Genomic DNA, 16,472 nt, shown 5'->3' on the forward strand with positions numbered 1-16,472 from the left:
GACCGTAGCCGAGCCGGGCCCGCCGCAGCACGGCCGGGCGCGGGCTGGCCCTGCCGACGCGGCGATGACGACCTAGGCTCGTCCGGCGTGACAGACCTGCGCGCCACCACGACCTCCCCCGCCCGCGTCAAGGCCGACGCCCTCGTCGTCGCCGTGGCCCCCGGCCCGGAGCTGCTCGGCGCCGCGGCGCTGCCCAAGGCCCTGCGCAGCGCGCTGTCCCCCGCAGCGCTGGAGGCCCTGGGCGCCACCGGCGGGGCCGACCAGGTGCAGCGCATCCCGTCGGGCGGTGCGGTCGCCGCCGACGTCGTCGTGCTCACCGGCACCGGGCCGCTGGCCGGCTCGGCGCCCTCGGCCGAGCAGCTGCGCCGCGCCGCCGGCGCCGCCGTCCGCACCCTGGCCGGCACCGCGTCGGTGGCCCTGGCCCTGCCGGCCGACGACGCCGACAGCGCCGTCGCCGTCGCCGAGGGCGCCCTGCTCGGGGCGTACGCCTACCGCGCCCAGCGGTCCCGCACCGCCGAGGCGACCGCGCTGCCCGTGGCCTCCGTCGAGGTGGTGACGCCGCTCGCCCGCGACCGGGCGCTGTCCGCGCGGGTCCAGCGCGCCGCCGTCCTCGCCGACGCCGTCTCCGCCACCCGCGACCTCGTGAACGCCCCGCCGAACGAGCTGTACCCCGAGTCGTTCGCGCAGGCGGCCCGCGACGCCGTCCGCGGCACCCGCGCGACCGTCACCGTCCTCGACGAGCGGGCGCTCGCCGCCGGCGGCTACGGCGGCATCCTCGGCGTCGGCCAGGGCTCCGAGCGGCCCCCGCGCCTGGTGCGGGTGGAGCACGCCCCGAAGCGCGGCGGCCGCGTGCCGCACCTGGCCCTGGTGGGCAAGGGCATCACCTTCGACTCCGGCGGCCTGTCGCTGAAGCCCGCCGGCGGCATGGTGACCATGAAGTGCGACATGGCCGGTGCCGCCGCCGTGCTGGCCGCCGTGGTCGCCGCCGCCCGCCTCGACCTGCCCGTGCGGGTCACCGGCTGGCTCGCCCTCGCCGAGAACATGCCCTCGGGCACCGCGCAGCGCCCCTCCGACGTCCTCACCACCCTCGGCGGGCGCACCGTCGAGGTGCTCAACACCGACGCCGAGGGCCGCCTGGTCCTCGCCGACGCGCTCGTGGCCGCCTGCGAGGAGGGTCCCGACGCCGTCGTCGACGTCGCCACGCTCACCGGCGCCCAGGTGGTGGCCCTCGGCACGCGCGTCAGCGCTGTAATGGGCGACGACGCCCTGCGCGACCAGGTGCTCGCCGCCGCCGAGCGGGCGGGCGAGCAGTTCTGGCCCATGCCCCTGCCGGAGGAGCTGCGCGCCAGCCTCGACTCCCCCGTCGCCGACATCGCCAACATCGGCGACCGCAACGGCGGGATGCTCGTCGCGGGGCTGTTCCTGCGGGAGTTCCTGCCCGGTCGCGCCGGCAACCCCGGGGCGCAGGTGCCGTGGGCGCACCTCGACGTCGCGGGGCCGGCCTTCAACGAGCAGGGCCCCCACGGGTACACCGGCAAGGGCGGCACCGGCGTGCCCGTGCGCACCCTCGTGGCGCTCGCCGAGGACCTCGCCCAGCGCTGATGGTCCTCCAGCTGCCGGCGCACCCGGCACGACCCCTGCTCGGCGCCAGCGCGCTGGTCACCGGCGGCGCCAGCGGCATCGGGCAGGCGGTCGCCCTCGCCCTGGCCGCCGCCGGCGCCCGGGTGCACGTCGCCGACCTCGCCGACGGGGGCGGCGCCGCCACGGCGGCGGCCACCGGCGGCCTGGCGCTGCCCACCGACGTCACCGACCCGGCGGCCGTCGAGGCCGCCGTCGACGCGGTGGTCGCCGCCGACGGCGCGATCGACGTGCTGGTCAACAACGCCGGCACCTGCGACAACACGGCGAGCCTCGAGGTGCGCGACGACGAGTGGCGGCGCGTCTTCGCGCTCAACGTCGACGCCGTGTTCTGGGGGTGCCGTGCCGCGGGGCGGCACATGGTGGCGCGCGGCTCCGGGGCGATCGTCAACACCGCCTCCATGAGCGCGCGGATCGTCAACCGCCCGCTGCCCCAGGCCTCCTACAACGCCTCGAAGGCCGCCGTCGTGCAGCTGACGCGGAGCCTCGCCGCCGAGTGGGCGCCCCACGGGGTCCGGGTGAACAGCGTCTCGCCCGGGTACACGGCCACCCCGATGACCAGGGCCGCCCTCGCCGACGACGCGCTGCGCAGCACCTGGGAGTCGCACACCCCGATGGGCCGGGTGGCCCGGCCCGAGGAGGTCGCCGCCGCGGTGGTGCACCTGGCGAGCCCGGCGGCCTCGTTCACGACCGGGACGGACCTGCTGGTCGACGGCGGCTACACGGCCTGGTGACCCGACCTGCGACGGCTCGGCGGGTCAGACGGCGGGCGGCGGGTCAGACGGCGGGCTGGGAGCCCGTGCCGCCCTCCTCGCGCCGCTTGCGCGCCGTCCACTCGCGCATGCGCTGCGGGTAGCCGGTGAGGTTCACGTCGTAGACGGGGATGCCGGTGCGCCGCGCGAAGTCGCGCGCGGTGGCGGGGTCGGGCACGCGCCGGCGGGTCCACTCGCCGTCGGTGGCGACCAGCAGCAGCGTCGTCGGTGTGACGTTGGTCGCAGGCTCGACGTAGGCCTCCACACCGACCCGGCTGGCGGCGAACTCGGCCAGGTGCGCCGAGTCCTGGCCCGTGGCCGGTCGGTCGCCGGACGGTCGCCGGGCCGGGCCGCGGCCCAGCCCCAGGCGCTTGAGGAGACCCACGGGGCACAGGCTAGTGGCGTCTGGGAGAGTGGATCCCCTGCGCCGGTGGCAGAGGCCGCTGGTGCGCCGCAGCAGGCTGAGCGTGGAGGTGGCTCCTGGTGACCGAGTCCTCGGACGGACAGGTCTACGACGTCGTGATCCTGGGTGGAGGCAGCGGCGGGTACGCCGCGGCGTTCCGCGCCGCCGAGCTCGGCCTCAGCGTCGCGCTCGTGGAGAAGGACAAGCTGGGCGGCACGTGCCTGCACCGCGGGTGCATCCCGACCAAGGCGCTGCTGCACGCCGCCGAGGTCGCCGACGCCACCCGCGAGAGCGCGCAGTTCGGCGTCAGGGCGACCTTCGAGGGCATCGACATGCCCGCGGTCAACAAGTACAAGGACGGCACGATCGGCCGGCTGTACAAGGGCCTGCAGGGCCTGGCCAAGGCGCACAAGCTGACGCTGGTCGAGGGCGAGGGCAGGCTCGTGGCCCGCGACACCGTCGAGGTCGGCGGCAAGCGCTACCAGGGCCGCAACGTCGTGCTGGCCACCGGCTCCTACTCCCGCTCGCTGCCCGGTCTCGAGGTCGGCGGCCGGGTCATCACCAGCGAGACCGCGCTCGGCCTCGACCACGTGCCCGACAGCGTGATCATCCTGGGCGGCGGCGTCATCGGCGTCGAGTTCGCCAGCGCCTGGAAGTCGTTCGGGGCCGACGTCACCATCGTGGAGGCCCTGCCCCGCCTGGTCCCGGTCGAGGACGAGGCCGCCAGCAAGGCCCTCGAGAAGGCGTTCCGCAAGCGCAAGATCGGCTTCAAGACGGGCGTGCGCTTCTCCGGCGTGACCCAGGACGGCTCCGGCGTCACGGTGTCCCTGGAGTCCGGCGAGGAGCTCAAGGCCGACTACCTGCTCGTGGCCGTCGGCCGCGGCCCCGTCACCCAGGGCCTGGGCTACGAGGAGCAGGGCGTCACGATCGACCGCGGCTTCGTCATCGCCGACGAGCGCCTGCGCACCGGCGTCGACGGCCTCTACGCCGTCGGCGACATCGTCCCCGGCCTGCAGCTGGCCCACCGCGGCTTCGCGCACGGCGTGTTCGTCGCCGAGGAGATCGCCGGGCTCAACCCCGTTCCGGTCGTCGACTCGGGCATCCCCCGCGTCACCTACTGCGACCCCGAGATCGCCTCCGTGGGCCTGTCGCAGAAGCAGGCCGAGGAGGCCTACGGCGCCGACCAGGTCGAGGTGCTCGACTACAACCTCGGCGGCAACGGCAAGAGCCAGATCCTCGGCACGCAGGGCTTCGTCAAGCTCATCCGCCGCAAGGACGGGCCGGTCGTCGGCTTCGTCGCCGTCGGCGCGCGCATGGGCGAGCAGGTGGGCGAGGCCCAGCTGATCGTCAACTGGGAGGCCTTCCCGAGGAGGTCGCCCAGCTGGTGCACGCCCACCCGACGCAGAACGAGGCCCTGGGCGAGGCGCACCTCGCGCTCGCCGGCAAGCCCCTGCACTCCCACGCCTGATCGACCGAGGAGAACGAACGATGCCGTCCGTCCAGATGCCGGCTCTCGGCGAGAGCGTCACCGAGGGCACCGTCACCCGCTGGCTCAAGAACGTCGGTGACACCGTCGAGGTCGACGAGCCCCTGCTCGAGGTCTCCACCGACAAGGTCGACACCGAGATCCCCTCGCCCGTCGCCGGCACCCTGACCGAGATCCTCGTCCAGGAGGACGAGACCGTCGAGGTCGGTGCCGACCTGGCCGTCATCGGCGACGCCGACGGCGCCGGCTCGGGCGGCGGCTCCCCGCAGGCCGAGGCCCCGGCGCAGCAGGAGGCCCCGCAGCAGGAGGCCCCGCAGCAGGAGGCGCCGAAGGCGGAGGCCCCGGAGCAGGAGGCCCCGAAGCCCTCCGGCGGCTCGGGCGGCTCCTCGTCGGGCGGCGACACCTCTCCGGTGACCATGCCCGCGCTCGGCGAGAGCGTGACCGAGGGCACCGTCACCCGCTGGCTCAAGGGCGTCGGTGACACCGTCGAGGTCGACGAGCCCCTGCTCGAGGTCTCCACCGACAAGGTCGACACGAGATCCCGTCCCCCGTCGCCGGCACCCTGGTCGAGATCCTCGTCCAGGAGGACGAGACCGTCGAGGTCGGCGCGAAGCTCGCCCTCGTCGGCTCGGGCGCCGCTGCGTCCGGCGGCTCCTCCGACAGCGGCTCGTCGGGCTCGTCGAGCGCGTCCGAGGGCGAGGACCGCGCCGCGGGCTCCCTGGCCGACGAGGTCGAGGAGCGCGCCAAGGCCGAGGGCGAGTCCCTGGGCAGCGCCGAGCGCGACCAGGCCGAGACCTCGCAGAGCTCGCACTCCGGCGACGACGTGCCCGAGCGCCAGGTGGCCGACGAGGCCCCCGCCAGCGCCAGCGGCGCCGAGCAGGCCTCGGAGGACTACAACTCCCCCGCCAAGCAGACCGGCGGCCCCGTCACGCCCCCCGTCGACCCGGGCAAGACCGCTCCGGCGGCCCCGGCCGACGTCTCGGCGTACGTGACCCCGCTCGTGCGCAAGCTGGCCGCGTCCGAGGGCGTCGACCTGTCGAGCGTCAAGGGCACCGGCGTGGGCGGGCGCATCCGCAAGGAGGACGTGCAGAAGGCCGCCGAGGCCGCCAGGGCGAAGGCGGCGGAGGCCTCGAAGCCCGCCGCTGCTCCGGCGTCGTCCGGTGCGTCGGCGCCGAAGGCCCCCGCTCCGGTCCAGGTGTCCGCCAAGCGCGGCACCACCGAGAAGATGAGCCGCCTGCGCAAGGTCATCGCCGCGCGCATGGTCGAGTCGCTGCAGGTCTCCGCGCAGCTCACGACGGCCGTCGAGGTCGACGTGACGCGCATCGCCAAGCTGCGCGAGCGCGCCAAGGACGCCTTCAAGGCGCGCGAGGGCGCCTCGCTGAGCTACCTGCCGTTCATCACGCTGGCCTCCGTCGAGGCGCTGAAGCAGTTCCCGCAGGTCAACGCCAGCATCGACGGCGACTCCATCGTCTACCACGCCCAGGAGAACGTCGGCATCGCCGTCGACACCGAGCGCGGGCTGCTGGTGCCGGTCATCAAGGACGCCGGCGACCTCAACCTCGCCGGCATCGCCCGCAAGATCGGCGACCTCGCCAAGCGCACCCGCGACAACAAGGTGACGCCCGACGAGCTCGGCGGTGGCACGTTCACCATCACGAACACCGGCAGCCGCGGCGCCCTGTTCGACACGCCGATCATCAACCAGCCGCAGGTCGCCATCCTGGGCACCGGTGCCGTCGTCAAGCGCCCCGCGGTCATCACCGGCCCGGACGGCGACGACGTCATCGCCGTCCGCTCGATGATGTACCTGGCGCTGTCGTACGACCACCGCCTGGTCGACGGCGCCGACGCGGCCCGCTTCCTCACCGCGCTGAAGGCGCGCCTCGAGGACGGCGCGTTCGAGGCCGAGCTCGGTCTCTGACGCAGCCCATGAGGATCGTCGCCGCCGGGGCCTCCGGCATGATCGGTGAGCCGCTCGTCCGGTGGTGGCGGTCCGCGGGGCACGACGTGGTCAGGCTCGTGCGCCGGGCTCCCACCGCACCCGACGAGGTGCAGTGGGACCCGGCGTCCGGCCGGCTCGACCCGGCGCTGCTGGGCCGGGTCGACGCGGCGGTCAACCTCGCCGGCGCCGGCGTGGGCGACCACCGCTGGAACGACGAGTACAAGCGCACCATCGTCGAGTCGCGGACGTCGTCGACGGCGACGCTCGCGCGGGCCCTGGCGCAGCTCGACGAGGCGCCGCGCGTGCTGCTGCAGGGCAGCGCCAGCGGCTTCTACGGCGACCGCGGCGAGGAGCTGGTCGACGAGGGCTCCAGCGCCGGCCGCGAGTTCCTCGCCGGTGCCTGCGTGGCCTGGGAGGCCGCGGCCGCGCCGGCGCGGGCTGCGGGCATCCGCACCGTCTCGCTGCGGACCGGGCTCGTCATGGCCTCCAGCGGGGGTGCCTTCGGGCCGCTGCTCCCCCTGGTCAAGCTCGGGCTCGGGGGGCCGCTCGGCGACGGGCGGGCGTGGTGGTCCTGGATCACCCTCGACGACGAGCTGCGCGCCATCGACCACCTACTGCACGCCGACGTCTCGGGCCCGGTGAACCTGGTCGCCCCCGAGCCCGGCCGCAACGCCGACGTCATCGGTGCCCTGGCCCGGGCCAACCACCGCCCCTCGCTGCTGCCCGTGCCGCGCTTCGCCCTCAAGGCGGCGGTGGGCGAGTTCGCCGAGGAGATCCTGTCCAGCCGGCGCGTGGCGCCGAAGGCCCTCCTGGACAGCGGCTTCGAGTTCCGGCACCCGGACATCGCCTCCGCTGTCCGGTGGACCCGCGCCGAGGGCTCGCGCTCCTGACCCACCCGGCCCGCGGGCCGCACCACCTCATGCGGCGTCGGCGACCTTCCAGGCGCCGGCGTCGCGCTGCAGGAGGAGCCGTGAGGTCACCGGCGCTGACGCGGCGACCTCGCGGACCCCGTCCGCCGAGACCACGCGGTGCGCGGAGGCGGCGCTGACCACCTCGACCCAGGTGCCGGCGTCCGTCGTCTGACGGGTCCGGGCCGAGACGACGTCGACGCGCAGGCCCTGGACCCGGCCGTCCAGGGAGGCGAGCAGCGCGCCGTCGCGCCGCTCCGCGGGCGAGGCCGGCACGTCGACCGCCCCCAGCAGCGCGGCGTCACCGGCGGCCAGGGCAGCGACGCGGAGGTCGGACAGGGCCGCGACGGCCGCGGCGGGGTCGTCACCGGTGAGGCGCTCGTCGACCGGTGCCGTCGCGGCGCCCGGAGCGACCACCGCCGGCCCCGGCGCGCGGGTGGCCACGAGCGGCACCACGGCCAGCGGCTCCCCGCCGGGCGGCAGGACCCCCGTCGCGGCGGCGGCTCCCAGCACGAGCGCCGCTGCGCCCAGCGGGACCAGGGCCCACCGCTCCGGGCGCCGGGCCCACCCGGCGCGCCACCGACCGCGACGCACCGCGCGCTCCAGCGGGACCGCCGGGAGGTGCCCCGCGGGTGCGCGCGGCACGAGCGAGCGCAGCGCGTCGGCGTCCAGCGGCTCCGCGGCCGCCAGCTCCCAGCAGGCGCTGGCGAGCTGCCCCGCGGACGGACGGCTCCCGGCGTCCTCGGCAGCGGCAGCGACCAGGAGGTGGCGGAGCTGCTCGCCCGCTCCTCCGCCAGCCGCCCCACCGCCGGCCGCCCCACCATCGGCAGCACCGGCACCCGGGACGCCCACAGCCCCCAGAGCGCCCAGGCCGAGGCGGGCGAGCGCCAGCACGTCGTCGCCGGCGCGCGGCACCGCCTGACCGCCCGGACCGCCGGCCCGCTGCTCGCGGCGCCGGACCTCCGCGCGCCCCCTCGGGGCGGGGCGGGCGGCGCCCCAGCCGAGGAGCACCGGCATGCCGCGCTCGTCGACCAGCACGGCGCGGGCGTCGAGCTCCCCGTGCACGAGGCCCTCGTCGTGGAGGGCGGCCAGGGCGCTGCCCAGGCCCGCCACGAGCACCACGACCTGCCCCGCCGAGAGGGCGGGGCCAGCGGCCAGCAGGTCCGCCAGGCCGCCCACCACCGGCCCGAGCACCTGCACGGCGCCCTCGCGGCAGCGGACCACCTGCAGCAGGGGCACGAGGTGGGGGTGCGGCAGCGCGCGGCGGCGGGTCGCCTCGTCGAGGGCCGCCAGCGGCGCGGTGGTGCCGCTCGCCGGGCGGACGCGCTGCACGACGACGGTCCGGTCGTGCTCGTCGACGGCCCACCAGGCGACCGGCCGCCCCGGCGCTCGAGGTGCCACGGGCGCACCGACCACCAGCCCGGGCACCTCGGGGGCGGAGGGGCCCGTCGGGTCGGGACGGCGTCGGGCGCGGACGATCACCGGGACACCCTGGCGCGCGGGCCCCCTCCCCCGCTGGCAGCGGGCGCGCGCCTGTGGACAGCCGGCCGCCCAGCCGCCACCGTCCCGGTGGCCCCGGTGCCGGGGGGCCGCCGCCACCTCCCGCGGGTAGCGTCGCCGGGGTGTCGACGGGTGATCACCGCGGGAGCAGCAGGGGTGGGGCCGGCGCCGACGTCGTCGTCGTGGGCGCGGGGCTGGCGGGCCTGGCGTGCGCGCTGCGGCTGGCCGAGGCCGGTGTCGGCGTCCTGGTCCTCGAGGCCGACGACGGCCCCGGCGGCCGGGTCCGCACCGACGCCGCAGGAGACCTCCGGCTCGACCGCGGCTTCCAGCTGGTCAACCCCGCCTACCCGGCGCTGCGCCGGGTGCTGGGCGCGAGCGGGATGGACGAGCTCGGCCTGCGCTCCTTCGGCGCGGGTGCGGCCGTGGCGGTCGCCTCGGCCCGCGGGCCGCGCCACCACGTGCTCGCCGACCCGCGGCGGATGCCGTCGGCGGCCCTCAGCTCGGTGCTGGCCCCCCTGGGGTCCCCGCGCGAGAAGGCCGCCTTCCTCGCCTGGGCGCTGCGCGCCGCCACCGCCGACCCGCACGCCGTCCGCGACGGCGCCGACGAGCCCCTCTCCAGCGCGCTCGACCGCGCCGGGGTGCGGGGGCGGCTGCGCACCGGGGTGGTCGACCCGTTCCTCGCGGGCGTCCTCGGCGACGACGAGGGCCGCACCTCGGCGTCCTTCGCGCGGCTGGTGGTCCGCTCCTTCGTGAAGGGGACCCCGGGGGTGCCGGCGGGCGGCGTCCAGGCGCTGCCCGACCTGCTCGCGCGCCGCCTCGCGAGCGCCGGCGGGGCCGACCTTCGCTGCTCCTCCCCCGTCCGCGGGGTCGCCGCGCGGGCCGGTGGGGTCCGGGTGCGCACCGACGACGGCGAGCTGACGGCCCGCGCCGTCGTCGTCGCCACGGACGCCGCCGTGGCGGCCGAGCTGCTGCCGGGGCTGGAGGTGCCGGCGCAGCGGGGCCTGACCACGTTCTGGTTCGAGGCTCCGGAGCCTCCCGCGCCCGAGCGGAGGGCGCAGCTGCTGCACCTCGACGGCGAGCGGCGCGGTCCGGTGGTCAACTCGGCCCTGATGAGCGCTGTCGCCCCCGGGTACGCGCCGACGGGTCGCCACCTCGTGGCCGCGACCGTGCTCGGCACCCCCGACCCGGCCGCCACCCAGCTGGTGGTGCGCCGCCAGCTCGCGCCGCTGTGGGGAGCGCCCACCGACGGCTGGGAGCTGGCGGGCGTCACCCCCGTGCCGCACGCGCTGCCCGCGCTGCTGCCGCCGCTGCGCGCGCGCCAGGACCCCGCGCTGGGCGACGGCGTCTTCGTGGCCGGCGACCACCGCGACACGGCCAGCCAGCAGGGGGCGCTGACGTCGGGGCGGCGGGCCGCGGGGGCCGTGCTGGCCCACCTCGGCCTCTGACGGGAGACCTACCCTGGTGGGGTGGAGCTGCAGGTCGAGCGCGCCGGGGGCGTCGGTGAGGGCGGGCTGGTCGAGTACCTCGCCGGGTGGGAGCTGCAGCGCCAGCTGCACGCCGACGTCGTCGCCGGGCGGCGCCCCGGCACCCTGGTGCTGCTCGAGCACCCGCCGGTCTACACCGCCGGCAAGCTGACCGAGCCCGCGGACCGCCCCCTCGACGGGACGCCCGTGGTCGACGTCGACCGCGGCGGCCGCATCACCTGGCACGGCCCCGGGCAGCTCGTGGGGTACCCGGTGGTCGCGCTCGAGGGACGCCTCGACGTGGTCAAGCACGTCCGGCGCGTCGAGGAGCTGCTGATCGCGGTGTGCGCCGACCTCGGCGTCGCGGCGCGGCGCGTGAAGGGGCGCAGCGGCGTCTGGGTCGCCGCCGACGCCCCCGGCGAGGGCCTGCGCCCCGACCGCAAGGTCGCCGCGATCGGCATCCGCGTGGCGCAGGGCGTGACCATGCACGGGTTCGCCCTGAACTGCGACAACGACCTGGCCGCCTACGGCGCGATCGTCCCGTGCGGCATCGCCGACGCGGGGGTCACCACGCTCGCGGCCGAGCTCGGCCGCGACGTCACCAGCGCCGAGGTGCTGCCGCTGGTGGAGCGGCACGCGCAGCTGCTGGACCCGGCCCGCGAGCCGGGCGCCGACGCCGTCCCCGCCTGACCGCCCGGATGCTCAGCGGCTCAGGCCGAGCAGTCCCTCCACCAGGGGCGTCAGCAGGAGCGACAGCAGGAACGCCCAGCCGCCGGTGAGCCGCCGGGCCGCACGTCGAGGTGGCCGCACCCCGGGGGTCGGACCTGCCAGGAGGAAGAAGGCGACCACTCCCCCGGGCACCCAGCTGAGCCAGAACCAGGCCCAGCGCGTCGCCCGCCACGGAGCGGGGCCGTGGACGAGCAGACCCAGCCAGCACGCCCAGCCCAGCAGCAGCGCCACGGTCACCGCCGCCGGGAACGGCATCGCCCACCCCCAGAAGGACGCGGAACCGCTCGTGTCGCGGTGGTCGCGCTCGACCACGAGCCCGGGGCCCAGCTCGGCCAGCACCCGGCCGGCGTCCTGCGGCACCTGCACGAGCGTCGAGGTGCTCTGGCTCCCTGGCGGGCTCACCAGCACCTGGACCCGGCGCTGCAGCAGCCCCTCGCGCCACGTGACCTCCTGGACCGAGCTGCCCGAGCCGTCGAGCCCACCGGCCACGGCGACGCCCGTCACCCGCCCGCTGGCCACCGCCGCCTCCAGCCCTGACCACGAACCGGCGCGGGCGCCGAACAGCACCGCGACGACGAGCAGCAGCACGTTGCCGGCGACCAGGCACCAGCGCCAGACGTCGTAGCCGGTCCGCGGGCGGGGCGCTCGCGGGGTGCGGCGGAGGTCGCCGTCCTCGGCGCGGGGCTGCACCTCGTCGGCGATCGGCGTCGTCACGCCCGGACGCTAGGCCAACGCCACCGCCCGGCACAACGACCACGGGGTTCCGGGAATGGCGCCTGGGGCGGTTCCTGGGGCGGAGCCTCGTGGAGTCCGTGATGAGCGCACCGGACGTCCTCGATCGCGGCCGGCGTGGTGGAGGCGGCCGTCGCAGGTTGAGACGGTGGCTGGCGAGGGGCCGCGCGCCTGGAGAGGCTGGGCGCACGACCCTCCGGCGGACCGGCCGGCGGGACCTCGACGAGGAGGAGCGCCGTGAAGGCCCTGCGCGTGCACGAGTACAACGAGCCGCCGTCGCTGGACGAGGTCGCCGAACCGGAGGTCAAGGGCCCCTGGGACGTCGTCGTCGACGTCGGCGCCGCCGGGCTGTGCCGCACGGACCTGCACATCCTCGAGGGGCAGTGGGAGGCGATCCAGCACCCGCCGCTGCCGTACGTCATCGGCCACGAGAACGCCGGCACCGTGCGGGCGGTCGGCTCGGCCGTCTCCAACGTCGCCCCGGGCGACCTGGTGATCATGCACCCGCTGGTGACCTGCGGGCTGTGCCTGCCCTGCCGCAACGGGCAGGACGCCCACTGCGAGGCCGCGACCTTCCCCGGCCTCAACGTCGACGGCGGCATGGCGGAGCAGATGCTGACGAACGCCCGCTCCGTGGTGAAGCTCGACTCCGGACTGGCCCCGGCCGACGTCGCCGCGCTCGCCGACGCCGGGGTCACCGCCTACCACGCGGTGCGCAAGGCCGCCGGGGTGCTCTTCCCCGGCACCCACGCCGTGGTCGTCGGCGCCGGCGGCCTCGGGCACATCGGCATCCAGACCCTCGCGGCGATCACCAGCGCGCAGATCACCGTGGTCGACCGCAACGAGGCGGCGCTCGAGCTGGCGAGGAGCATCGGCGCGCACCACACGGTGCTGGCCACCAGCGACGCCGAGGTCGAGAAGGCCGTGATCGACGCCACCGACGGCGGCGCGCACGTGCTGTTCGACTTCGTCGGCGAGCACGGCGCGGAGCTGCTGGCCCCCAGGCTGCTGCGCAACCGCGGCCAGCACTACGTCATCGGCTACGGCGGCGAGGTCCGCCTGCCGACCATCGACGCGGTCATCCGCGAGATCAGCGTGGTCGGCAACCTCGTGGGCACCTACCAGGACCTGGTGGAGCTCATGGCGCTCACCGCGCAGGGCCGGGTCACCCTGCACACGAAGAAGTACCCGCTCGAGGCGGCGCTCGACGCCATCCACGACCTGGAGAGCGGGGCCATCCGCGGGCGGGGGATCCTCATCCCCTGACCGCCCCCCGACCCCCGTGATCATGGGCTTCCGCCACCCCCGGAGGTGGCGGAAGCCCATGATCACGGGCGGGGGACCTCGATGCCGTAGCTGCTGATGCGGCGGTAGACCGTCGCCCGGGAGATGCCCAGCCGCGCGGCCGCCTGAGCCACCGACGTCCCCGGCACGCCCAGCGCCTTGACGATCTCGTCGCGCTCCAGCGCCTCCAGGCGCGACAGCTGCCGCCGGCCGCGGGCGACCACGTCGGCCGGCAGGTGGCGCACGTCGATGACGTCGGTGCGGGCCGACGCCGCCTGCACCACCGCCCGCAGCTGGGTGGCACCGCCGGGCCACGCCGCCGACCGCAGCGCCTGGGCCGCGGCGGGGGTGACCCCCACGTCGCGGTGGCGGTGGGCGCGCGCGAAGTGCTCGGCGAGGGGGACGACGTCGTCGGGCCGGTCGCGCAGGGTCGGGACCTCGACGACGGCGTCGACCAGGCCCGCCAGCGGCGCGGGCAGGAGCGCGGCATCGTGCTCGGCCAGCACGAACGGCTGGGGCGTCCCGCCCGGCCGGCGCGCCTGCGCGAGGAGCGCGGCGAGGGCGTCGACGGCCCACGCCGGCAGGTCGGACGCGCCGGAGACGACGATGCACGCGTCGTCCTCCCCCAGCACCGGCGTCCACGCCGCGAGCCACGGCTCGGCGTGCTCGGGGGCGGGCGCGCGGGCGGCCAGGAGCGTCCCCCGCAGCCCGGCGGCGCGGCGCGCGGAGGCCACGAGCGCGGTCTTGCCCGCACCGGGCTCCCCCGCGAGCGCCACCGTGCGGCCGGCGCGGAGCAGCTCGGCCACCTGCTGCACGGCGGAGCGCCAGGCGGCGGAGGTGCACGGGTCGGCCGGGCCCGCGGCGCGGCTGGGGAGCACGCGGTAGACCTGGCCGCGGGGAGCCGCGACCCCGGCAGCCGTGCTGGCCCGGCTGCTCACGGCGGCGCTGGAGAGCCCGCCTGGCAGCCGCCCGGGAGCGCCCCCGCCGCGGGCGAGCATCAGCGCCGAGGTGCTGCGCGCCGCCGTCGTCGCCAGCGCGAGGAGCAGCCCCGAGGAGGTGCTCGACCAGGTGGTGAGGTTCACCGTGCCGGCCAGGTCGCCGGTGCGCGGGTCGAGGACCGGGGCCGCGGCGCAGGTGTACTCGCGCAGGGCCTCGACGTAGTGCTCGGCGCCCCGCACCAGGCTGGGCGCGCGGTCGGCCAGGGCCAGCGCGAGGCCGTTGGTGCCGGCGTGTGCCTCGGCGTAGGAGAACCCCGGCGCGAGGTGCACGCGGTCGAGGGAGCGGTGCATGGCGGCGTCGTCGAGGAAGCGCTGGAGCACCAGGCCCGTGGCGTCGGTGAGCATCACCCCGACCGGCTCGCCGGCGAGGGTGGAGCGGAGGTCGTTCAGGACGGTGCGTCCGGACTCCACGAAGAGCGGGTCGACGTCGACGGCGCCGGTGTAGACGGGCGGAACCTCGTCGGGCGGCACCTCGAGGTGCTCGCAGCGCGCCCACGAGGCGCGCAGGCGCAGCGACGGCTCGAGCGACGTTCCCGGACCCACAGCCCACCCCCGGCGCCGGGGCAGCGCTGCTCCCGACACCGGCAGCGTAGGCCCGGTGGCCGGGCGGCGTCTCACAGTGAGACGTCGGACCCCTGGGAGACGGGCGCGCGGGGTGCGACCTTCGTGGAGCGAAGGAGCACCACCTCGACGAGGAGGCACCGTGTACAGCAAGGACGGCACCGACTACTTCATCCTCGACGCGCACATCGCGCTGTGGGACGCGCGGCCGGAGAACCTGAGGAACGTCCACGGCAAGCAGTTCATCGACTGCTTCTACGACTACCACCGCAACCTCTCGCCGGAGAGCGAGCAGTGGGACTACGACCAGTACCTCTACTACTCCGACCGCCTCATGAAGGACCTCTTCGAGGACGGGTACGTCGACCACGCCATCTTCCAGCCGGCCATCCTCGGCGAGTTCTACACGAACGGCTTCGGGCAGACCGAGGAGGCCTTCGCGCTGGCCCAGGCGCACCCCGACAAGCTCACGTACAACCACGCCTTCGACCCGCGCTTCGAGGCGAAGGGCCTGGAGCAGCTGCGCCGCGACGCGGAGCGGATGGACCTGAAGGGCGTGAAGCTCTACACCGCCGAGTGGCAGGGCGACTCCCGCGGCTACAAGCTCACCGACCCCTGGTCGCGCCGCTACCTCGAGGCGTGCCTGGAGCTCGGCATCAAGAACATCCACGTGCACAAGGGCCCCACCATCCGTCCGCTGGACCGCGACGCCTTCGACGTCGCCGACATCGACGCCGTGGCCAGCGACTACACCGACCTGAACTTCGTGGTGGAGCACTGCGGCCTGCCCCGCCTCGAGGACTTCTGCTGGATCGCCACGCAGGAGCCCAACGTCTACGCGGGCCTGGCGGTGGCGATGCCGTTCATCCACACCCGCCCGCGCTACTTCGCGCAGATCATCGGCGAGCTCATGTACTGGATGGGCGACACCCGGATCTTCTTCTCCTCCGACTACGCGATCTGGACGCCGAGGTGGCTGGTCGAGAAGTTCGTCGACTTCCAGGTCCCCGAGGACATGACCGAGTACGCGCAGCTCACCACCGACACCAAGAAGCGCATCCTCGGCCTCAACGCCGCGGCGCTCTACGACATCCCGGTGCCGGAGCACCTGCAGGTCGCCCCCGAGCCCGCGGCGGTGCCTGAGCCCGCCGTGTCCGTCGCCGAGCCCCGCGCGGAGGGCAAGGCGGAGATGGCGGGGATGGCGTGACCGCGCTCGAGACCCGCCCCCAGCGGCGCACCCGGCTGGAGCAGGCGGCCTGGGACGCGCTCGGGTCGGTCATGGACCCCGAGCTCGACGAGGCGATCACGTCGCTCGGGTTCGTGCGCAGCCTGGAGGAGCAGGTCGACGACGACGGGCGCACCGACCTGCTGGTCCACCTGCGGCTGCCCACGTCGTTCTGCTCGCCGAACTTCGCCTACCTCATGTGCTCGGACTCCAAGGACGCGCTGACCCCGCTGCTGGGCGACCACGGGGGCGGGCGCGTGCTGGTGGAGCTCGACGACCACCACGACTCCGACCTCATCAACCGCGGCCTCGCCGCGGACGCCGGGTACCGGGGCACCTTCGGCCACGAGGCGGAGTCCGACCTGGAGGAGCTGCGGCTGACCTTCCGGCGCAAGGCGCACACCGCCGCCGCCGAGCGGGCCCTGACACAGCTGCTGCGGGCCCGCGCGGAGCTCACCGAGCACGACGTGCACGCCGTCCGGCTGCGCGACCTGCTCCCCGGCGACGCGGCCGAGGCGCTCGTGCGGCGCCGCGCGGCGCTGGGGCTGCGGGTGGACGACGACGCGCCCGTCGCCGTCGACGACCACGGCACCCCCGTGGCGCCGTCGGTGGTCGGCGTGTGGCTGCGCAGGGCCCGCTCGACGCGCATCAGCATCGACGGCAACGCGCACTTCTGCCGCGGCTTGCTGGCCACCCGCTACCCGGGGGCCGAGCTCGACCAGGCGCCCCGCGACGAGGGCACCGCACCGGTCCCGGTGCAGCTGCTCACCCGCCGCCCCGTCTGACCCCCGCACTGCTCCGGAGGTCCGTGATCACCGTGATCACGGGCCTCCGGAGCAGTGTCCGGGGCG

12 protein-coding genes and 2 pseudogenes are annotated in these 16,472 nt (G+C 76.1%); 10 read left to right on the forward strand and 4 right to left on the reverse strand.

Features of this window, described 5'->3' with window-relative positions:
* Positions 1–87 precede the first annotated feature (87 nt).
* Together F1641_RS10395 and F1641_RS10400 are read left to right on the forward strand one after the other, a co-directional pair.
* The gene (locus F1641_RS10395) at positions 88–1,602 is read left to right on the forward strand and encodes a leucyl aminopeptidase (RefSeq protein ID WP_194905302.1); all 1,515 of its coding nucleotides are present in this window, start codon (positions 88–90) and stop codon (positions 1,600–1,602) included.
* Positions 1,602–2,372 (forward strand): SDR family oxidoreductase, encoded by a 771-nt coding sequence (locus F1641_RS10400; protein WP_194905304.1) that lies wholly within the window; start codon positions 1,602–1,604, stop codon positions 2,370–2,372. The genes F1641_RS10395 and F1641_RS10400 overlap by 1 nt, the downstream gene beginning before the upstream one ends.
* A gap of 43 nt (positions 2,373–2,415) precedes the next feature.
* On the opposite strand, the gene F1641_RS10405 is transcribed toward F1641_RS10400, so the two are convergent.
* Entirely contained in the window at positions 2,416–2,775 is a 360-nt protein-coding gene (locus F1641_RS10405; protein ID WP_206690996.1) for an oxidoreductase, read from the reverse strand.
* A gap of 98 nt (positions 2,776–2,873) precedes the next feature.
* Here F1641_RS10405 and lpdA point away from each other — a divergent pair.
* The 3 genes and pseudogenes from lpdA (at position 2,874) to F1641_RS10420 (ending at position 7,111) form a co-directional block, all read left to right on the forward strand.
* Positions 2,874–4,261 (forward strand): annotated as a pseudogene (gene lpdA / locus F1641_RS10410) (dihydrolipoyl dehydrogenase).
* 20 nt (positions 4,262–4,281) lie between these two features.
* Positions 4,282–6,200: pseudogene (gene sucB / locus F1641_RS23840) on the forward strand (2-oxoglutarate dehydrogenase, E2 component, dihydrolipoamide succinyltransferase).
* A gap of 8 nt (positions 6,201–6,208) precedes the next feature.
* On the forward strand, positions 6,209–7,111 hold the full coding sequence (locus F1641_RS10420; RefSeq protein ID WP_194905306.1) for a TIGR01777 family oxidoreductase: 903 nt from the start codon (positions 6,209–6,211) through the stop codon (positions 7,109–7,111).
* A 27-nt stretch (positions 7,112–7,138) separates the two neighbouring features.
* Here the strand turns inward: F1641_RS10420 and F1641_RS23185 are convergent, their stop codons facing one another.
* Complete coding sequence (locus F1641_RS23185; RefSeq protein ID WP_194905308.1) at positions 7,139–8,611, reverse strand: protein kinase; 1,473 nt, start codon at positions 8,609–8,611, stop codon at positions 7,139–7,141.
* 140 nt (positions 8,612–8,751) lie between these two features.
* Between F1641_RS23185 and F1641_RS23190 the strand changes: the two genes are divergently transcribed.
* On the forward strand, positions 8,752–10,074 hold the full coding sequence (locus F1641_RS23190) for an NAD(P)/FAD-dependent oxidoreductase (RefSeq protein ID WP_194905310.1): 1,323 nt from the start codon (positions 8,752–8,754) through the stop codon (positions 10,072–10,074).
* Between the two features lie 21 nt (positions 10,075–10,095).
* Entirely contained in the window at positions 10,096–10,782 is a 687-nt protein-coding gene (lipB, locus tag F1641_RS10435; RefSeq protein ID WP_309225554.1) for a lipoyl(octanoyl) transferase LipB, read from the forward strand.
* A gap of 12 nt (positions 10,783–10,794) precedes the next feature.
* Here lipB and F1641_RS10440 read toward each other — a convergent pair whose 3' ends face one another.
* On the reverse strand, positions 10,795–11,535 hold the full coding sequence (locus tag F1641_RS10440; RefSeq protein WP_194905312.1) for a hypothetical protein: 741 nt from the start codon (positions 11,533–11,535) through the stop codon (positions 10,795–10,797).
* A 255-nt stretch (positions 11,536–11,790) separates the two neighbouring features.
* Here F1641_RS10440 and F1641_RS10445 point away from each other — a divergent pair, with 255 nt between their 5' ends.
* Entirely contained in the window at positions 11,791–12,819 is a 1,029-nt protein-coding gene (locus F1641_RS10445) for an NAD(P)-dependent alcohol dehydrogenase (RefSeq protein WP_194905314.1), read from the forward strand.
* Between the two features lie 62 nt (positions 12,820–12,881).
* On the opposite strand, the gene F1641_RS23195 is transcribed toward F1641_RS10445, so the two are convergent.
* Positions 12,882–14,378: a helix-turn-helix domain-containing protein gene (locus tag F1641_RS23195; RefSeq protein WP_194905316.1), complete on the reverse strand. Its 1,497-nt coding sequence runs from the start codon at positions 14,376–14,378 to the stop codon at positions 12,882–12,884.
* A 160-nt stretch (positions 14,379–14,538) separates the two neighbouring features.
* On the opposite strand from F1641_RS23195, the gene F1641_RS10455 reads away from it, so the two are divergent.
* Positions 14,539–15,603, forward strand: coding sequence for an amidohydrolase family protein (locus F1641_RS10455; protein ID WP_194905318.1), 1,065 nt, complete (start codon positions 14,539–14,541; stop codon positions 15,601–15,603).
* Positions 15,600–16,406, forward strand: coding sequence for an iron-sulfur cluster assembly protein (locus F1641_RS10460; RefSeq protein ID WP_206690998.1), 807 nt, complete (start codon positions 15,600–15,602; stop codon positions 16,404–16,406). Before F1641_RS10455 ends, F1641_RS10460 begins: the two co-directional genes overlap by 4 nt.
* Positions 16,407–16,472 lie beyond the last annotated feature (66 nt).

This window comes from Quadrisphaera sp. INWT6, from assembly GCF_015390235.1.
GTDB lineage: Bacteria > Actinomycetota > Actinomycetes > Actinomycetales > Quadrisphaeraceae > Quadrisphaera.